The organism is Streptomyces sp. NPDC102514 (assembly GCF_055584525.1).
The window spans coordinates 213,231-230,228 of the sequence record NZ_JBVJLW010000006.1 but is presented as its reverse complement, the minus strand read 5'-3'; the positions used below and the strand labels follow the sequence as shown (position 1 = coordinate 230,228).

General features: G+C 71.1%; 16 protein-coding genes and 2 tRNA genes. 10 read left to right on the top strand and 8 right to left on the bottom strand.

Going from position 1 to position 16,998, the window contains the following annotated elements; genetic code table 11:
- Positions 1-143: 143 nt before the first annotated feature.
- On the bottom strand, positions 144-875 hold the full coding sequence (locus ACZ60E_RS17845) for a maleate cis-trans isomerase family protein (protein ID WP_469441472.1): 732 nt from the start codon (positions 873-875) through the stop codon (positions 144-146).
- Positions 872-1,660 carry a maleate cis-trans isomerase family protein gene (locus ACZ60E_RS17840; RefSeq protein WP_384816638.1) on the bottom strand — a complete coding sequence of 263 codons (789 nt, stop codon included), beginning with the start codon at positions 1,658-1,660 and terminating at the stop codon, positions 872-874. Before ACZ60E_RS17840 ends, ACZ60E_RS17845 begins: the two co-directional genes overlap by 4 nt.
- Before the next feature lie 294 nt (positions 1,661-1,954).
- Here ACZ60E_RS17840 and ACZ60E_RS17835 point away from each other — a divergent pair, with 294 nt between their 5' ends.
- Together ACZ60E_RS17835 and ACZ60E_RS17830 are read left to right on the top strand one after the other, a co-directional pair.
- A complete protein-coding gene (locus ACZ60E_RS17835) occupies positions 1,955-2,941 on the top strand; it encodes a D-2-hydroxyacid dehydrogenase (RefSeq protein ID WP_469441471.1) in 987 nt (328 codons plus the stop codon).
- A gap of 51 nt (positions 2,942-2,992) precedes the next feature.
- Entirely contained in the window at positions 2,993-4,393 is a 1,401-nt protein-coding gene (locus tag ACZ60E_RS17830; RefSeq protein ID WP_469441469.1) for an amidase, read from the top strand.
- A gap of 271 nt (positions 4,394-4,664) precedes the next feature.
- Here ACZ60E_RS17830 and ACZ60E_RS17825 read toward each other — a convergent pair whose 3' ends face one another.
- The gene (locus ACZ60E_RS17825) at positions 4,665-5,165 is read right to left on the bottom strand and encodes a DUF3830 family protein (RefSeq protein ID WP_469441467.1); all 501 of its coding nucleotides are present in this window, start codon (positions 5,163-5,165) and stop codon (positions 4,665-4,667) included.
- 97 nt (positions 5,166-5,262) lie between these two features.
- Here ACZ60E_RS17825 and ehuB point away from each other — a divergent pair, with 97 nt between their 5' ends.
- From ehuB to ACZ60E_RS17795, 6 genes are all read left to right on the top strand, one after another.
- Positions 5,263-6,189 (top strand): ectoine/hydroxyectoine ABC transporter substrate-binding protein EhuB, encoded by a 927-nt coding sequence (ehuB, locus tag ACZ60E_RS17820; protein WP_469441462.1) that lies wholly within the window; start codon positions 5,263-5,265, stop codon positions 6,187-6,189.
- Positions 6,186-6,905 (top strand): ectoine/hydroxyectoine ABC transporter permease subunit EhuC, encoded by a 720-nt coding sequence (gene ehuC / locus ACZ60E_RS17815; RefSeq protein WP_469441460.1) that lies wholly within the window; start codon positions 6,186-6,188, stop codon positions 6,903-6,905. The genes ehuB and ehuC overlap by 4 nt, the downstream gene beginning before the upstream one ends.
- On the top strand, positions 6,902-7,552 hold the full coding sequence (gene ehuD, locus ACZ60E_RS17810; protein ID WP_384816311.1) for an ectoine/hydroxyectoine ABC transporter permease subunit EhuD: 651 nt from the start codon (positions 6,902-6,904) through the stop codon (positions 7,550-7,552). The genes ehuC and ehuD overlap by 4 nt, the downstream gene beginning before the upstream one ends.
- Entirely contained in the window at positions 7,542-8,360 is an 819-nt protein-coding gene (ehuA, locus tag ACZ60E_RS17805; RefSeq protein WP_384816312.1) for an ectoine/hydroxyectoine ABC transporter ATP-binding protein EhuA, read from the top strand. Before ehuD ends, ehuA begins: the two co-directional genes overlap by 11 nt.
- A gap of 236 nt (positions 8,361-8,596) precedes the next feature.
- Complete coding sequence (locus ACZ60E_RS17800; RefSeq protein ID WP_384816314.1) at positions 8,597-9,355, top strand: IclR family transcriptional regulator; 759 nt, start codon at positions 8,597-8,599, stop codon at positions 9,353-9,355.
- Between the two features lie 120 nt (positions 9,356-9,475).
- A tRNA-Lys gene (locus ACZ60E_RS17795) sits at positions 9,476-9,549 on the top strand.
- A gap of 101 nt (positions 9,550-9,650) precedes the next feature.
- Here ACZ60E_RS17795 and ACZ60E_RS17790 read toward each other — a convergent pair.
- The 5 genes from ACZ60E_RS17790 to ACZ60E_RS17770 all read right to left on the bottom strand — a co-directional run bounded on the left by ACZ60E_RS17790 (position 9,651) and on the right by ACZ60E_RS17770 (position 15,629).
- Positions 9,651-11,321, bottom strand: a complete 1,671-nt coding sequence (locus ACZ60E_RS17790) for an AMP-binding protein (RefSeq protein ID WP_469441457.1) — start codon at positions 11,319-11,321, stop codon at positions 9,651-9,653.
- Positions 11,322-11,450: 129 nt separating this feature from the next.
- Positions 11,451-12,095: a lytic polysaccharide monooxygenase auxiliary activity family 9 protein gene (locus tag ACZ60E_RS17785; RefSeq protein ID WP_385838871.1), complete on the bottom strand. Its 645-nt coding sequence runs from the start codon at positions 12,093-12,095 to the stop codon at positions 11,451-11,453.
- A gap of 159 nt (positions 12,096-12,254) precedes the next feature.
- Positions 12,255-12,992 carry a nucleoside/nucleotide kinase family protein gene (locus ACZ60E_RS17780; protein WP_469441455.1) on the bottom strand — a complete coding sequence of 246 codons (738 nt, stop codon included), beginning with the start codon at positions 12,990-12,992 and terminating at the stop codon, positions 12,255-12,257.
- A complete protein-coding gene (locus ACZ60E_RS17775; protein ID WP_469441451.1) occupies positions 12,979-14,217 on the bottom strand; it encodes an SPFH domain-containing protein in 1,239 nt (412 codons plus the stop codon). Before ACZ60E_RS17775 ends, ACZ60E_RS17780 begins: the two co-directional genes overlap by 14 nt.
- Positions 14,218-14,273: 56 nt before the next feature.
- The gene (locus ACZ60E_RS17770; protein WP_469441449.1) at positions 14,274-15,629 is read right to left on the bottom strand and encodes a peptidoglycan-binding protein; all 1,356 of its coding nucleotides are present in this window, start codon (positions 15,627-15,629) and stop codon (positions 14,274-14,276) included.
- A gap of 283 nt (positions 15,630-15,912) precedes the next feature.
- On the opposite strand from ACZ60E_RS17770, the gene ACZ60E_RS17765 reads away from it, so the two are divergent.
- Positions 15,913-15,986: transfer RNA gene (locus ACZ60E_RS17765), tRNA-Lys, on the top strand.
- A gap of 115 nt (positions 15,987-16,101) precedes the next feature.
- Positions 16,102-16,803 (top strand): FadR/GntR family transcriptional regulator, encoded by a 702-nt coding sequence (locus ACZ60E_RS17760; RefSeq protein ID WP_469441448.1) that lies wholly within the window; start codon positions 16,102-16,104, stop codon positions 16,801-16,803.
- The last annotated feature ends 195 nt before the right edge of the window (positions 16,804-16,998 follow it).

Sequence of the window (16,998 nt, the reverse complement as noted above, 5' to 3'; positions counted from 1 at the left end):
TATCGCGCTCCGCGCTCGTCCTCAAACGCCGGACGGGCTGAAAGCGTTTCAGCCCGTCCGGCGTTTGAGGACCGGGGGTTCGGGGGCAGCGCCCCCGAGTCAGTGACGGGACGGGTAGGGGCGGCGGGGGCGAGGGAGAGCCCCTACGCCTGCACCGGACGTTCCTTCGTGAACAGCGCGCCCAACCCCGGCGCGTTCACCCGCCGGTCGGCGAGCCGCAGCGCCTCCCACACCGTGACCTGGTTGGCGGTCAGCACCGGCTTCCCCAGCGCCGCCTCCAGCGCGGGCAGGAAGGAGGCCGTGTGCAGCGCGGTGTCGGGCAGCAGCACCACCTCCGCCTCGGGATGGTCCGCCGCCCGGGCCGTCGCCAGCACTTCGGCCTCCCCCCAGGTCCCGACCTCGGCGGCGGTGATGATCCCGGCCCCCCTCACGGAGAGCACCTCGAACCCCGCGTCCGTCAGGAACGTCGAGAACAGCCCGGCCACGTCGTCCGGATACGTCGCGCCGACGGCGACCCGCTTCGCCCCCAGCTCCCCCACCGCGTGGGCGAACGCGAAGGACGTGGAGGAGGCGGGCAGCCCCGCCGTCAGGGCCAGGGCGCGGACCTGGTCGTGGGCGCCCTGCCAGCCGTACACGAAGCTGCCGCTGGTGCAGGCCCAGACCACCGCCTCGGCCCCGGACAGCCGCAGCTCCTCGACCCCGGCGGCGAGCCGGTCGGCCGAACCCATCTCCAGGAGGGCGTCCACACGGTGGGCGTCCTCGCCGATGTCCGTGTGGACGACCTGGAGGCGGATGTCGCTGCCGAGGAGCTGCTCGATGCGCGGGTAGTCGTCCTCGGCCGAGTGACCCGGGTAGAGAAATCCGAGAGCCGTCATGCCCAACCTTCCTGTTCTTCCGGTAGTGCGGGCGGTACGGGCCGCACGCGCGCCGACGCGTCGATCAGCGCCTGGTACGGCCCTATCGCCCGGGTACCCAGGTGACGCAGCGCCGCCCACATCGTGACCTGGTTGGCCGAGATCACCGGGATGCGCAGCTCGGCCTCCAGCTGCGGGATGACGTCGTACGTCGGGAGGTTGGTGCAGCTGATGAAGAGCGCGTCGGCGGCCCCGCGCACCGCGCCGCGGGCCATGTCGACGACATCGCGGTACGGGACCTTCCAGATGTGCCTGGTCAGACCCATGTAGGCGCGGCCGGTGACGGTGATGCCCGCCTCGGCGACGTACTCCTCCAGGGCCTGGGTCACGGAGACGGTGTACGGCGTGACGAGTGCGATCCGGCGTACGCCCAGTTCCTCCAGGGCTTCCAGGAGGGCGCCGGACGTGGTGACGGACGGCAGCTCGCCGGCCCGGGTCATGGCCTCGCACATGGCGCGCTCGCCTGCGATCCCGCCGACGAAACTGCCGGACGTGCAGGCGTAGGCGACGATCTCGGGCTGGACGGCGTTCAGCGCGCGCACCGCGTCGCCGAGCGTCTCGTGCTCGCTGACCAGGCGCGCCAGGTCGAGGCTGACCTCGACGGGCACGAACGGTGTACGGGTGAGGTGCAGCGACACCTCGTCGGGCACCCACCGCCACAGTTCGCGGTCGAGGGCGAAGTCGAAGGGAGCGACGACGCCGACACCCCGTTGAGGGTGCGGTCCACCAAGGAAGGAGACGTCCATGAGCAGCCCCAAACTCGGATCGAGCGAGTGGTGGAGATCGGCCGCGAGGCCTGCCTGGCAGCCGGGGGAGGACGGAAGCCGGCGCGTGCCGGGACGTCGGGACAGAGACGGACGGCTCCCCGGAACGCCTGGGAGACAAGCCCGTGTTGACGAAGGTAGGTTCGGGTGCGAGCGTGGTCAATCCGCCCATCTCAGACGACTTGCCCAATGTCCCGCGGCACGGCTCCGGAGCAGTGCTTCAGACGCTTCAGGAATCAGAGAAGCGGACCCTCGTTGCGAAACGGTTTCCCCCCGATGACCACTCCCTCGACCGCGCCCCTCTCCCCGAACATGGCCGAAAAGCCGACGCTGCTGGTGCTGGGCTCCGATCCGCCGCCCCGACTCGGCAGGCTCACCGGGCGGGTGCGCGTCGAGTACGCGGACGACGGGACGCTGGCCGCGCTGCTGCCCACCGCCGACGCGCTCCTGATCTGGGACTTCCACTCGCGCGCACTGCGCGGGGCCTGGCCGGGCGAGGGCCCGCGACCGCGCTGGGTGCACACGGCGAGCGCGGGTGTGGATCACGTGATGTGCCCCGAACTGGCCGCGTCCGACACGCTGGTGACGAACGCGCGCGGTGTCTTCGACCAGCCGATCGCCGAGTACGTGGCCGCGCTCGTCCTCGCCCTGGCGAAGGATCTGCCGCGCACTCTGGAGCTCCAGGGGGCGCGCGAGTGGCGGCACCGCGAATCGCGGAGAGTCGCAGGTACGCGTGCGTGCGTGGTGGGTTCCGGGCCGATCGGGCGGGCCATCGAGCGGACTCTGGGGGCGCTCGGCATCACGACCGCGCTCGTGGGGCGCACCGCGCGCGACGGCGTGCACGGTCCCGGGGAGCTGGACCGGCTGATGGCGCGGGCCGACTGGGTGGTGTCGGCGGCGCCGCTCACCGAGGAGACGTCCGGGATGTTCGACGCGCGCCGCCTGGGGCTGATGCAGCCGTCGGCGTACTTCGTGAACGTCGGCCGGGGGCAGCTCGTCGTGGAGGACGCGCTCGTCCGGGCCCTCAGGGACCGGTGGATCGCGGGGGCGGCGCTCGATGTCTTCGAACGCGAACCACTCGGCCCCGACAGCCCGTTGTGGGAGGTCCCCGGTCTGATCGTGTCCCCGCACATGAGCGGCGACACGGTGGGCTGGCGGGACGAACTGGGTACGCAGTTCGTGGAGTTGTTCGAGCTGTGGGAGGCGGGTGAACCCCTGCCGAACGTGGTCGACAAGCGGCGCGGATACGTACCCGGCCCCTGACACCCGTCGGGACACAGGTCTGGGGCACACGTGGGAGGGGCGGATGACCGGATGACCGAGCTCACCGAACTGACGGCCGTACGACTCGTCGAGGGGTACCGCAAGGGTGAATTCAGCCCCGTGGACGCGGTGCGGGCCGCGTTGCGCAGGGCCGAGGAGATCCAGCCCGCGGTGAACGCGTTCGTACGCCTCGACGAGGAGGCGGCCCTCGCGCAGGCCGCGGAATCCGCGGAGCGATGGCGGCGCGGTGAGCCCGCCGGGCTCGTGGACGGTGTGCCGGTCTCGGTGAAGGACATCCTGCTGATGCGGGGCGGGCCGACCCTGCGGGGTTCGCGGACCGTGTCCGCGTCCGGTGCCTGGGACGAGGACGCGCCGTCGGTGGCTCGGCTGCGCGAGCACGGGGCGGTGTTCCTGGGCCGGACGACCACTCCCGAGTTCGGCTGGAAGGGCGTCACCGACTCGCCGGTGTCGGGGATCACCCGCAACCCGTACGACCTGTCCCGCACCTCGGGCGGGTCGAGCGGCGGGAGCGCGGCGGCCGTGGCGCTGGGCGCGGGTCCGCTGTCCCTCGGCACGGACGGGGGCGGCAGCGTCCGTATCCCCGGCTCCTTCTGCGGCATCTTCGCGCTGAAGCCGACGTACGGGAGGGTGCCGCTGTATCCCGCGAGCGCGTTCGGGACGCTCTCGCACGTGGGGCCCATGGCGCGTGACGCGGCGGACGCGGCGCTGCTGATGGACGTCATCAGCGGCCCCGACACCCGCGACTGGTCGGGGCTCGGGCCGGCTGCGGGCTCGTACACGGACGGGCTGAACGGTGGCGTGCGGGGGCTGCGGGTCGCGTACTCGCCCTCCCTCGGCGGGCAGGTCGCGGTACGGCCCGGGGTCGCGGCGGCCGTGCGGCGCGGGGTGGAGGGGCTGGCGGCCCTCGGCGCGTACGTCGAGGAGGCCGACCCCGATTTCACGGATCCCGTCGAGGCGTTCCACGTGCTGTGGTTCAGCGGGGCGGCGCGGGTGACGCAACGGCTCGGCCCGCGGCAGCGGGAGCTGCTCGATCCGGGGCTGCGGGAGATCGTCGGGCTGGGTGAACGGTTCAGCGCGCTGGACTATCTCGCGGCGGTGGACGTGCGGATGGAGATGGGGCGGCGGATGGGGCGCTTCCACGGCACGTACGACGTGCTGGTGACGCCGACCATGCCGATCACGGCGTTCGAGGCGGGGGTGGAGGTGCCGGGTGGGTCCGGGCTCCGCCGGTGGACGGGGTGGACGCCGTTCACGTACCCCTTCAACATGACGCAGCAGCCGGCTGCGACGGTGCCTGTGGGGGTGGACGGGGCGGGGTTGCCTGTGGGGTTGCAGGTGGTGGGTGCGCGGCACGCGGACGCGCTGGTCCTGCGGGCGGCGCATGCGCTGTACGCGGCGGGTGTCGCGGGGCTTGCGCCCCCGCGCGCGTAGGCCTGAACAGGTCGGAGACACCTGCGGCCAGGTGGGGGCTGGCCGCGCAGTTCCCCGCGCCCCTAAAAAGCCACAAGACTGCGCCGTTCCCCGCGCCCCTGACGGGCGCCCCCGATGGCGCCGCAGGCGCCTTCTGGGGGCGCGGGGAACTGCGCGGCCAGCCACAGCGCGCCCGAGGCGACCCTCCGGCGTCAGGCCGTGCTTTTAGGGGCGCGGGGAACTGCGCGATCAGCCCCCGCCGGGGCCGCAGGTGCCCACGACCTGTCCAGACCTACGCGCGGCGGAACGTCAAAGATTCGCCCAGCGCGCCCGCCCGCCACAGGTCGTTGCAGGCCGAAGCCATGTCCTCCAGCCCCTCCACCACCTGCCCCCACACGATCCCCGGCACCCACCCCACGTCACCGTTGAGCAGCAGGTTGTTGCGTTCGTAGAACAGGGCCAGGTCGATCACCGGCGTGCCCGCGCGGACGCCGGACGCGCCTTCGTAGCCGTACGCCTGCGATCCCAGTTGCGTGCCGGAGAACGAGAAGTAGCAGAGGTCGCCCGGGATGGGCGTGACGGTCGGGTTCTCCAGGGGTGGTTCCGTCTGCGCGAAGGCAGGGAACAGGGCGTAGATCTCGTTGCGGGCGTACTTCGCGTGGTAGACGTCACCGCCGAGCGGCAACGCGTTCCAGACGGCTTCGCAGGTGATCGGTGCGCGGTCGTCGAGGAGCTTCGCCGTGCAGTGGACTCCGCGCTCGGACAGGGACACGTCGATGTAACGGTCAGCCATGCGTTCCATGGTCCACCCGGGGTCAATACCCCCGCCGGAGGGATGGGGGCGCAAATTAATCCGAATAATTTGCATCGCATGGGGTAGCCGCGCGCCCATGGCTCCACCAATTGGGAACGACTCTAAGGAAGCTTCGCCGGACGTCGGAAACCGCGGCACGAGCCGCCGGTCACTGCTGGCGGGTGTCACGGCACTCGGCGCGCTCGGTGCCGCCGGCTGCAGCCGTGTGGCCACGGCGTCGGGCGAGAACGGCGGTGATCTCCTGGACCGGCTGAAGGCCCAGGGCGTCGTACGCCTCGGTATCGCCGGCGAGATCCCCTTCGGTTACATCGACACGAACGGCGAGCTCACGGGTGAGGCCCCGGAACTCGCGAGGGTCATCTTCAAGCGGCTGGGGGTGGAGCGCGTACAGCCCGTGCCGACGGAATTCGGCTCGCTCATTCCCGGTCTGAAGTCCCAGCAGTTCGACGTGGTCGCCGCCGGGATGTACATCAACGCCGAGCGCTGCGCCCAGGTGATCTTCTCCGACCCCGACTACCAGATGCTCGACGCCTTCATCGTCCGCAAGGGCAACCCGAAGAACCTGCGCGACTACAAGGACGTCGTGAAATCGGGGGCGAAATTCGCGACCGGAACGGGATACGCGGAGATCCAGTACGCGGTCGAGGCCGGGTACAAGGAGAGCGACATCCTGATCGTCCAGGACCAGGTCGCGGGCATGAACGCCGTCGAGGCGGGCCGTGTCGACGTCTTCGCCGGGACGGCGCTGACCACCCGCGAGGTCGTCAAGAAGTCCAGCAAGGTGGAGTCGACCGAACCGTTCGCGCCACTCGTGGACGGCAAGCCGCACACGGACGGCGGCGGCTTCGCGTTCCGCCCGACGGAGACGAAGCTGCGGGACGCCTTCAACGTGGAGCTGAAGAAGATGAAGGACAGCGGTGAGCTGCTGCGGATCCTGCGGCCCTTCGGCTTCACGAAGAACGAGATGACCGATTTGACCGCGAAGGAGTTGTGCGGCGGATGACATCGGGACTCTGGGAACTCGTCCTCAAGGGGATCTGGGTCACGGTCCAGCTGCTGGTGCTCAGCGCGCTGCTGGCCGGGGCCGTCTCCTTCGTGGTGGGCATCGCGCGCGTCCACCGGCTGTGGATCGTCCGCTTCCTCGCGGGCTTCTACACCGAGGTGTTCCGAGGCACCTCGGCACTGATCATGATCTTCTGGGTGTTCTTCGTGCTGCCGATCGCCTTCGGCTGGCAGCTGGTCCCGATGTGGGCGGGCACCCTCGCGCTGGGTCTGACGTACGGGGCGTACGGCTCCGAGATCGTGCGCGGCGCCCTGAACTCCGTCGACAAGGCGCAGGTCGAGGGCGGTATCGCGCTCAGCTTCACGCCCTGGCAGCGGCTGCGGCTGATCCTGCTGCCGCAGGCCGTGCCGGAGATGATCCCGCCGTTCTCCAACCTGCTGATCGAGCTGCTCAAGGGCACCGCCCTGGTGTCCGTGATGGGCATGGGCGACCTGGCCTTCAGCGGGAACCTGGTGCGGCTCGCGCTGCAGCAGAGCGCGGAGATCTACACGTACATCCTGCTGATCTACTTCGTGATCGCCTTCCTGCTCACGCGGCTCATGCGCGGGCTGGAGAAGCGGCTCAAGGCCGGGGTCGGCGAAGTTCCTGAGATGGGTGTGTCCCAGGGCGAGCTGCACCGCCCGGAGACCACCGGAGTCGGCGGAGGTGCCGTATGACATGGGACTGGAGTGCCGTCGGCGACTTCATGCCGCACTTCTGGGACGGCCTGCTGATCACCCTGCAGGCCCTGGTGCTCGGCTCGCTGATCTCCTTCGCCCTCGGGCTCGTGTGGGCGCTGCTGATGCGTACGCCGACCCGCTGGGTGCGCTGGCCGGTCGGGGTCGTCACGGAGTTCATCCGCAACACCCCGCTGCTGGTCCAGCTGTTCTTCCTCTTCTACGTGCTGCCCGAGTGGAACATCACGTTCTCCGCGATGACCACCGGTGTCGTCGCCATCGGGCTGCACTACTCGACGTACACGATGCAGGTCTACCGGGCCGGTATCGAGGGCGTGCCGGCCGGCCAATGGGAAGCGGCCACGGCACTGAACCTGCCCATGACCCGGACGTGGACCGCGGTGATCCTGCCGCAGGCGATCCGCCGGGTGGTGCCCGCGCTGGGCAACTACGTCATCTCGATGCTCAAGGACACGCCGCTGCTGATGGCGATCACCGTCCTCGACATGCTCGGTGAGGCGCGGCTGTTCTCCCAGCAGAACTTCCAGTTCACCGAGCCGCTGACGGTCATCGGCGTGGCCTTCATCCTCATTTCCTATCCGGCTTCCCTCCTCATGCGAGCCCTGGAGCGACGTCTTGTCCGCTGACACCCCCCTGACAGAAGAGTCCGCCGCCAACCCGGCCGTGGACGGCAGCGAGCTGATCCGGTTCGACAAGGTCACCAAGCGCTTCGGCGACAACACGGTCCTCGACAACCTCGACTTCTCCGTCGCGTCCGGCAAGCACGTCACGCTGATCGGCCCGTCCGGCTCCGGCAAGACGACGATCCTGCGGCTGCTGATGACCCTGCTCAAGCCCGACGAGGGCACCATCAAGGTGGGCGGCGACTACCTCACCCACGAGGAGAAGAACGGCAAGCTCGTCCCGGCCGGCGACAAGCACATCCGCGAGGTCCGCAAGAACATCGGGATGGTCTTCCAGCAGTTCAACCTCTTCCCGAACATGAAGGTGCTGCGCAACATCACCGAGGCACCGGTCACCGTGCTCGGCATGTCCAAGGACGCGGCCGAGGAGCGGGCCCGCGAACTGCTCGACCTGGTCGGTCTGGCGGAGCACATCGACAAGTACCCGAGCCAGCTCTCCGGCGGGCAGCAGCAGCGTGTCGCGATCGCGCGGGCGCTGGCCATGCGGCCGCAGGTGCTGCTCCTCGACGAGGTGACCTCCGCGCTCGACCCCGAGCTGGTCGTGGGCGTCCTCGACGTGCTGCGGGACATCGCCCGCAGCACCGACATCACGATGCTGTGCGTGACGCACGAGATGAGCTTCGCCCGGGACATCTCCGACCAGGTGCTGATGTTCGACTCCGGGCGGGTCCTGGAGTCCGGGTCTCCGGAGAAGATCTTCGGCGACCCGGAGCACGACAGGACGAGGGAGTTCCTCGGCGCGGTGCTGTGATCCCACGGCCCGGCCGGACCGGCCGGGTCACCGGCTCAGGCCTGTGGCATATGCCGGACGGGTGAGCCACTGTTGGGGGGATCGGATCACGCCATCAATCCCGCCAACAGCCCCTCCACGCCCCCGGCCCGACGGCTATCCTGGAGGGGGCCCGGCCGTCCGGGCTGCGTTGATGTGCGGGTCGATGCGCGTGACGTCGAGCCGCGCGCTGGGCCGAAAAGCGCAGGGGGATCACCGTGGCGCTGAAGCGTGAGTCGACCGCGCCGTACCACTCGGCCCAGGACGCCCTGCGCGTCCTGGAGACCGTGGCACGGCACACCACCGGCATCACCGACATCGAACTCGCCCGGCACACCGGCCTCGGCACCGAGCGCCTCACCGCCCTCCTGCGCATGCTGCGCCGCGAGGGCTACGTGGAACAGCTCGCGGACGGGGCGTACGTGACCGGGGAGGCCTTCGGCCGGCTCGGCTCCGTGCGCGACCGGGACGAGGCACTGCGCGTCCAGCTCCAGCGCAACCTCGACCGCCTGCGCGACTCGGTCGGCGCCGCCGTCTACATGAGCCGTTACGTGGACGGCGAGATCCACGTCACCCAGTGCGCGGAGGGCCCGGCCACCCCGGCGGTCAACGAATGGGTGGACTTCCGTTCCGCGGCCCACGCCAGCGCCATCGGCAAGAGCCTGCTCGGCCAGCTCGACCTCAACGGCCGGCGCGACCACCTCTCCCGCCACCGCATGGCCCGGCTCACCTCGCGCACCATCACGAACGAGCGGGTGCTCCTGTCCCGGCTCGACGCCCAGGCACCCACCGTGCCCGTGCTCGACCTCCAGGAGTACGCGATCGGCACGGTCTGCGCGGCGGTCCCCATCACGGCCGGTTCGGCCGTGGGCTGCCTCGCCCTCTCCCTCCCGGTGGAACACGCCCACCGGCTCCGCGAGGCCGCCGACACCCTGAACCGGGGCGCGACACCGCTGCTCCTCTCGCTGGCCATCTGAGCAGGCCGTCCGGGCGGCACCCCGGCATCCGCCGCCGCCCCGCGGGTGGTCCGGAGCACCCCTGAGGACCGGGTAGTATTTTCCCTGTCGCCAGCCGCGAGAGCGGTCGGCGGGAGTCACGCGCCGCTAGCTCAGTTGGTTAGAGCAGCTGACTCTTAATCAGCGGGTCCGGGGTTCGAGTCCCTGGCGGCGCACAACAGCACCACAGCAGAGGGCCCCCGCGAGAGCGGGGGCCCTCTGCGTTGCCCGGCCTTCCGCGTCGCCCGCTCCGGCCCGTGCCCGCCGCGGCCCCGCCTCACCGCGACAGCAGTTCCTCGCGCCCCCGCGCCCGGTACCGCTCCACCAGCGCCTCGACGTCCGCCCCGTCCAGCAGCCGGTATCCGGTGCACCCCGGCTCCCCCTCCGGCCGCCACCACACCGGGTCCGTGCAGCGGAAGCCCTCGCGGCGCAGTCCGGCCCGGTGGATCTTGTTGGTGGCGGTGACCGGCATCCGGTCGACGACCCGTACGAAGCGCGGGGTCATCTTGGTGCCCAGGTCAGGCTGGGCGTCCAGGAAGGCCTCGAAGGCGAGCGGGTCGAAGGTGCCGGCCACGGTGGCCATGACCTGGTCGCCGGCCACCGGGTCGGGGACGGCGTACACGGCCACGGCGTCCGCGCCCTCGTAGCGGGCGAGGATGTTCTCGATCACCGCGGCGGCCAGGTTCTCGCTGTCGACGCGGAGCCTGTCGTCGGTGCGGCCCGCGAAGTACAGGAATCCCTCGGCGTCCCGGTAGAAGAGGTCGCCGGTCCAGTACCAGCCGTCCCGGCCCCGGGCCGCGTCCGCCGCCGGGTTGCGCCAGTAGCCCTCGAAGGGGTTGGGGCCGCGGTTCACCAGCTCGCCTATGGCCTCGTGGCCGTTGAGCAGCAGACCGTCGGGGCCGAAGACCGCCGCGGGGCACTCGGCGCGGGTCCGCGGATCCAGCACCGCGAGGTCGTCGCCGGGTGCCGCCCGTCCGGTCGCGCCCTTCGGCGTCCCGGGCGACCACTGGATCGCCGCCCCGCCCTCCGACGACCCGTAGCCCTCCACCAGGCGCACCCCGAACCGCTCCTCGAAGGCCGCCGCGTCCACCGCCCCCGCCTCCGTCCCGAAGCCCGTGCGCAGCGGGTTGTCACGGTCGTCGGCGCGGGCCGGGGTCTGGAGGATGTACTGGACGGCGCGTCCCACATAGGTGAAGTACGTGGCCCCGTAGGCCCGTACGTCCGGCAGGAAGGCCGAGGCGGAGAAGCGGCGCCGCAGCGCCACGCCCGCGCCGGCCGCGAGGGCGGGTGCCCAGTCGGCGATCACCGCGTTGCCGTGGAACATGGGCATGCAGATGTAGTGCACGTCGTCCGCGCGCACCCCGAAGTGGCCGACCAGTGACCGCCCGGCCGCCGCGAGCCGCCCCTGCGAGCAGATCGCCGCCTTGGGCGCACCGGTCGAGCCGGAGGTGAAGTAGAGGAGGAAGCGGCTGCGCGGGGTGGCCGGTCCCGGCTCCGGGCGCGCGTCCGCGTACGGCGCGAGCAGGTCCTCGTACGCCTGCGTGTCGGTCACCAGGACGCGTACGCCCGGGAGTTCGAGGCCGTCGAGGAGCGGGAGGTGGGTCCGCTCGGTGATCAGGACGCGGCATTCGGTGTGCAGGATGTCGCGGGCGAGTTCGGGGCCGCGGCGGGTGGGGTTGATCCCCGCGACGGCCGCGCCCGCGAGGGCCGCGGCGCTCAGCCAGAGCGGGAACTCGGGGGTGTTGTCGAGCAGCACGCCGATGTGCGGTTCCGCGCGGGGCGACAGCAGTTCGGCGAACAGCGCGGCCCGCGCCGCCGCGCCCGCGGCCACCTCGTGGTGGGTCAGGGCCCGCTCCTCGCACCACAGCCCCGGCCGGTGGTCGCCCCACCGCTCCTGTACGAGTTCGGCGACGGTACGCGCGCCCGTGCCCACGCTCCTGACTCCCATGGACGCGCACCATAATTGACGGAGCGTCAGATGACGAGGGTGGGAGCGGGAGCGGTACAGCTCCACGCACGCCGTCACTCCATGCCGACGTGCGTGGAACCTACCCGTGGGGGGTGGCCGTGCGATGGCTCAGAAGGTGACGTCCGAGCAGGCGTAGAACGCGTTGCTCGTGTCGGCGATCGTCCACACCGCGAGGATCACGTGGTGTCCGCTCCGGCCCGACGGCAGGGTGCCGCTGTGCGAGAGCGTCGCCGGGGGCTGACCGCTGTAGGGAACGGTCAGGAACGGGGTGGTGTCCAGCGCGGACCGCGTCAGCGGAGCGTTCTGGTTCCAGCCGCTCTTGGTGATGTAGTACTTGAAGTCGGTCGTCGAGTGCCGTGCCGTGAACTGCCAGCGGAAGGTGTAGCTCTGCCCGCCGCTGACCTTCGTCGTCGGCCAGGCGCCGCCCGAGGGCGTCGTCGCCTTGTCGAGCGCGCCGAAGTTGCCGTGGTTCCCGGAGCAGATCTGACCGTCCGAGGGCCCGGCCGCCGGGAAGCCCTTGGGGCCCTCGACGCTCTGGGGCTCCCACTGGATGTCACCGCAGTTGGCCACGCCGCCGTTCTGGCAGAGCTTCTGCCGGCTGACGGGGAGATCGGTGTAGCCGTGGCCGGTGGCACCGCCGCTGGAGAGGACGATCGCTCCGGTGGTGGCGAGTCCGACGGCGGCGGCGTACCACTTCAGCCGCTTTCGGGGCGGGGGAGTTGGCCGGAGGGTTGGCTGGGGAGTTTCTCGCATGCTGCCGCTCCTGGAGAACGTGGGGGAAGTTCCGTGAGCCGTGCGTGCGCATCGCGATGCGTGAAGGTGAAGACGAAGGTGAAGATGAGGCGATGATTCAGGTCTAGACCAAGTACCAGATTATTGCCAGGACTTGGCTGTGTCCATATCAAGTCCACGTCAAAAGCCGGATGGGTCCATACCAATCGTGGAGAGGGCCCGGTGGCACCGGTCCCGCGACTTCTCCACCAGCTGTCCGTTCGGGTCGTCGTTGGTGGCCACCCAGTCCCGCGCCTGCGCCTCGTCCCTCCCACCAGCCAACTGCCGCTCCACCAGCCTCTCCTGCCGCACGCCCCCCGGCGTCTCCACGTACCAGCACTCCCCCATGAGCACATGTGCGTCCCGCCAGCCCGGCAGATCACAGGCGAGATAGTTCCCCTCGGTGACGACGAGCCGGGCGGCCGGAGGCACCAGATGCCGCGCGGCGACCGGCTCGTGGAGCGTGCGGTCGTAGTCCGGTACGTAGATGTCGCGGACGGTCTCGTCGAGGACCCGGCGCAGCAGATCGACGTACCCCCACACGTCGAAGCTCGGCTCGGAGCCCTTGCGGGCGGTCAGACCGAGGCGTTCCAGCTGGACGTTGGAGAGGTGGAAGCCGTCGAGCGGCAGATAGGCGGCGCCCTCGCCGAGGTGCGCGACCAGGGCGCGGGCGAGGGTGGACTTGCCGGCACCGGGCGGTCCCGCCAGGCCCAGCACGGCACGCGGGGTGCCCTCGGTCAGACTCCAGGCGTCCGCGGCCAGGTCGTCGAGGGTGTGGGGACCCGCGAGGATGTGGGGGTCGGTGAGGTCGTGGGGGCCGGTGGCGGAGGCTTCGGGGTCGGCGGCCGGGACGGGGGTGCGGGGGTCATCGATCTCCATGCCCCGTATAGAACGCCACCGTCAGGTCCTTCACCAGGGCCTTGCGCTCGTAGTCGTCCAGCTCGACGAGACCGCGCACGGTCAGCCGGGTCACCGTGTCCTCCACCGAGTCGACGACCGAGGTGAGGACCTTGTCGCGGTGCTGGGCGTCCAGGGCCGCGATCCGGCGGCGCTGCATCACGGCGGCGATCTCGGGCGCGTACTCCACCCCGAGCGGCTGCGCCGAGTACACCTGGAGCCCGACCGCCGCCGCCTCCGCCGCCACCAGCCGGGTCAGCGAGTCGCTGACGGCCTCCGTGTTCCGCAGGGTCGCGGAGTCCGCCCCGCCCGACGCGTTCGGCCCGTAGGGCGAGTTCGGCGAGAGGTCGGCCGGCAGCTGCGCGAGCACCCGGGCGAGCGCCGCCTCCACGCACTCGCGCAGATACAGCTGGTGGTCCTCGACGCCGAGCGCGGCGCGGGCGGTGTCCCGCACCCGCCAGACGACGAGCACCACGACCCGCAGCGCGACGCCGTTCGCGTCGACCGCGGGCATCGCCTCGCTCCGCCAGTGCCGCAGCCGTACGTCGATCCGGCGGCGCAGCACCAGCGGGTTCACCCACATCAGCCCGGTGCGCCGGACCGTGCCCCGGTAGCGGCCGAAGAGGCCGAGCACCCAGGCGCGCCCGGTACGGCCGCGGGCCAGCCCGCCGAACCCGAACAGCGCGAGCGCCCCGCCTCCCGCGAGCGCCGCCCACTGCGGACCGCCGAGTCCGGCGGCGGTGTGCGCGGGCAGTCCCAGCGCGTCCACGGCGAGCGGCGGCAGGACGCCCGCCCACCAGGACGCCAGGACGCAGCCGGTCGTACCGACGGCGCCCGCCAGTACTCCGGCCAGGCCCGGCAGCACCCGTGCGGGCCGCTCGACCAGGTCGGGGTCGACCTCCGGTGTGGGCCTCGGCCGCAGCGGGGCGGGGGTGCGCCGCGCGATCCGCGGCTGCTCGCCCGTACCCCGCCGACGGCTGACCACCGCGGGCGCCAGTGCCACGGACACCGGTCCGGGCTCGTCGCGGAAGAGCAGGTGGACCGGGATCTCGGTGGTCGCCTCGTTGTGGATGACCCGCGCCCCGCGGCCACCCGCCTCCCGACCGCCGGTGTCCCGGCCGCCGGTGTCGCGTCCGCCGGGGTCCCGGCCGCCCGCCTCGGGCGGTCCCTCGGGCTCCGGCGAGTGTGAAGTGGTCGTCGTACTCATCTGTGCCTCCGTGCCTCCGCGCCAGGAAGAACCGCCGTGCCGGTCGAACAACCGCCCTAGGGGGTGTCGGCGAAGAGCCGTCGCCAGGTCTCCGGACCCGGGTAGCCGTCCGCCGCCCCGCCGCGCCACCCCTGCGCGCGCTGGAACGCCTCGACGTTGCGCCGGTCGCCCTCGCCCCAGCGCGATCCCGGACCCTGCGTGTAGTGCGTGCCGAACCCCTTCTTCACCAGTTGCCTCCCCAGCCGGGTGACGTGGTCGTTGTCCGCGCCGGGCCGGAACATCGCCCGTCCGGGATAGCCGGGGACGCCGTGCGGGGCGACACCGCCGGCCGGGGGCTTCACGGGCGTGCCGGGGCTGCCTGCGCTCGCGGCCCGGACGTCCCGGCCCTTGCCGTTCACCAGGTACGACCAGGTCGCCGGCCCCGGCAGCCCGTCGGCGTCGGCCCCGGTCCAGCCCTGCGCCTGCTGGAACGCCCGGGTCGCCCGCCGGTCCGCGTCCGACCAGCGCGGCCCGGGACCCGAGGTGTAGAAACTCCCCGCGCCCCGCGCGACGAGCATCCGCCCCAGCCGGGTGACGTACGCGTTGTTCGCACCGGGCCCGAACGCGGCGGCGCCGGGATAGCCGGCCGCGGCCGGAGAGGTGACGGGCGTGCCGGTGCCGGTGCCCGTGCCGCCCTTGCCCGGCTCCGGCTTGAGCCCCTTGTAGCGATACGCGAGATAGCGGTCCGAATTGCTCCAGTAGGCGTAAGGAGTGGCCTGCCTGCGGGCGTGCGGACGCGTCAGCTCGTACGCGACGTAATGGCTCTGCGTGTAATCCGTCCAGCCGCCGAAAATCACGACGTGGGACCCTTTCTCGGGGTCGGACGGATTGTGGAAGAGCAGGATGTCCCCCGGCTGGAGATCACCCTGGGCGATCCGGACGCCGTACTTGTCGAGGCTGCCCGTCCATTCGTTCCCGCCGAGGTTCCACGCCATCGAGACGAAGCCGGAGCAGTCCTGGCGGTAGCCGTCGGACCAGTACGCGCCCATGTTGTAGGGCACCTGCGCGGCGACCCACTCCCTGGCCCGGTTGATGATCTCGGCCCGGGTCGTCTGGGGCGCCTTGATCCTGGCCGGCACCCCACCGGGGCCGTGCAGCGGGGTCGTGCCGCCCTGCGGAGTGCCGGGGTCGTCGGCCGCGGGGGCGCCGGGGCGCTGCGGGGCGTGCGCTGCGGCGACGGCGGGGGTGGCGCCGGCCGCGCCGAGCACCGTGCCGGTGGCCGCGGCGAGGGCCAGCGCCATGGGGGACAGTGCGGCCGGGTGGCCGCCGAATCCGCCGGTTCTGGAATGCGGCAGTACGCGCCGCCAGTGTGTACATCCGGGGCAGTCGCAGTCGCTCTCGGGATCGAATTCCTCGAATGCCGGAGCGGGCATGCTTTTCCCGTCGTCGTCCTGTCTGAGAATTTCGCGCTTCTGCACGTGCGTCAGTTTCGCAACGTGTTGCTCGGACCGCATGTTGACGGTCCGAATGATGTATCGACCGCCTCCGGCGAGCGGGTCTGATTTCGGCTGCGGGCCGGTGGGGGTTGCTCGCGCAGTTCCCCGCGCCCCCAACCGCCCAGGGGCGCGGGGAACTGCGCGGCCCACCCCCACCGGCCCGCAGCCGAATCCCCCGGTCAAAGCCCCCGCAGGGATCCGCTAGGATTCCTGACGAGACGCGCCGCTAGCTCAGTTGGTTAGAGCAGCTGACTCTTAATCAGCGGGTCCGGGGTTCGAGTCCCTGGCGGCGCACAAGAAGCAGGAAGAAGCACCAGCAGGGCAAGAGAAGTAACGAAGAGGCTCCCCGCGAGAAGCGGGGAGCCTCTTCGCGTATGGCCGAACCCTTACGGCCCGCTACCCTCTCGCCATGGCGCGCGACCTCCAGGAGCAGATCAAGAAGCTCATCATCGACCGTCGGCTGCCCTCGGGCGCCGTACTGCCGACCGAGCCCGACCTCATGGAGCTGCTCGGCGCCAGCCGGAACTCCGTGCGCGAGGCCCTCAAGGCCCTCCAGGCGATGGGCATCGTAGAGATCCGGCACGGCTTCGGCACTTACGTCGGCCCGATGTCCATGGCCCCGATGATCGAGGGCCTGGCCTTCCGCACGGTCGCCGGGCACTACCGCGGCGAGGACAGCCTCCTGCAGCTCCTGCAGCTGCGCGAGGCCGTGGAGACCGGCCTGGTCTCGCGTGTGGCGGGCAACGTCCCGCCGGACGATCTGGCCGTCCTGGACGCGCTGGTCGAGCGCATGGAGGCCGAGGCCACCGCGGGAGCGGGTCTCGCCGAGACCGACCGCGCGTTTCACGCCACCCTCTACCGGAGTCTGGGCAACGTCCTGCTGAGTGAACTCCTGGAGGCGTTCTGGGACGCCTTCCACCGCGTACGCACGGATCTCGTGGAACTTCCGCAGGATCCGAAGGTCACCTGCCGGCAGCACCGGGAGATTCTCGACGCGGTGCGCTCCGGTGATCCGGGGCGGGCCGAGGACGCGATAAGAGAACACTTCGGCAACATCCGTACGCGGTTGACAGCAACCGGTACCGAACGAGACCAGCAGGCTCCCCAATGAGCGCGTATGACCGGTAAACACCGTGTTTCGCATCTTGCGATCATGACGAACGGCATAGAACCCTGGGCAACAAGAGGCTGCGGTTACAGAGCAGTTGGGGGCATGAAAGCGGTTGCGTGCGAAGGCAGGGATTGGGGCCCTGTCAATGAACGGATGCCGAGGGGGGCATCATGCAACCGGAAGGCCGCTCCGCCA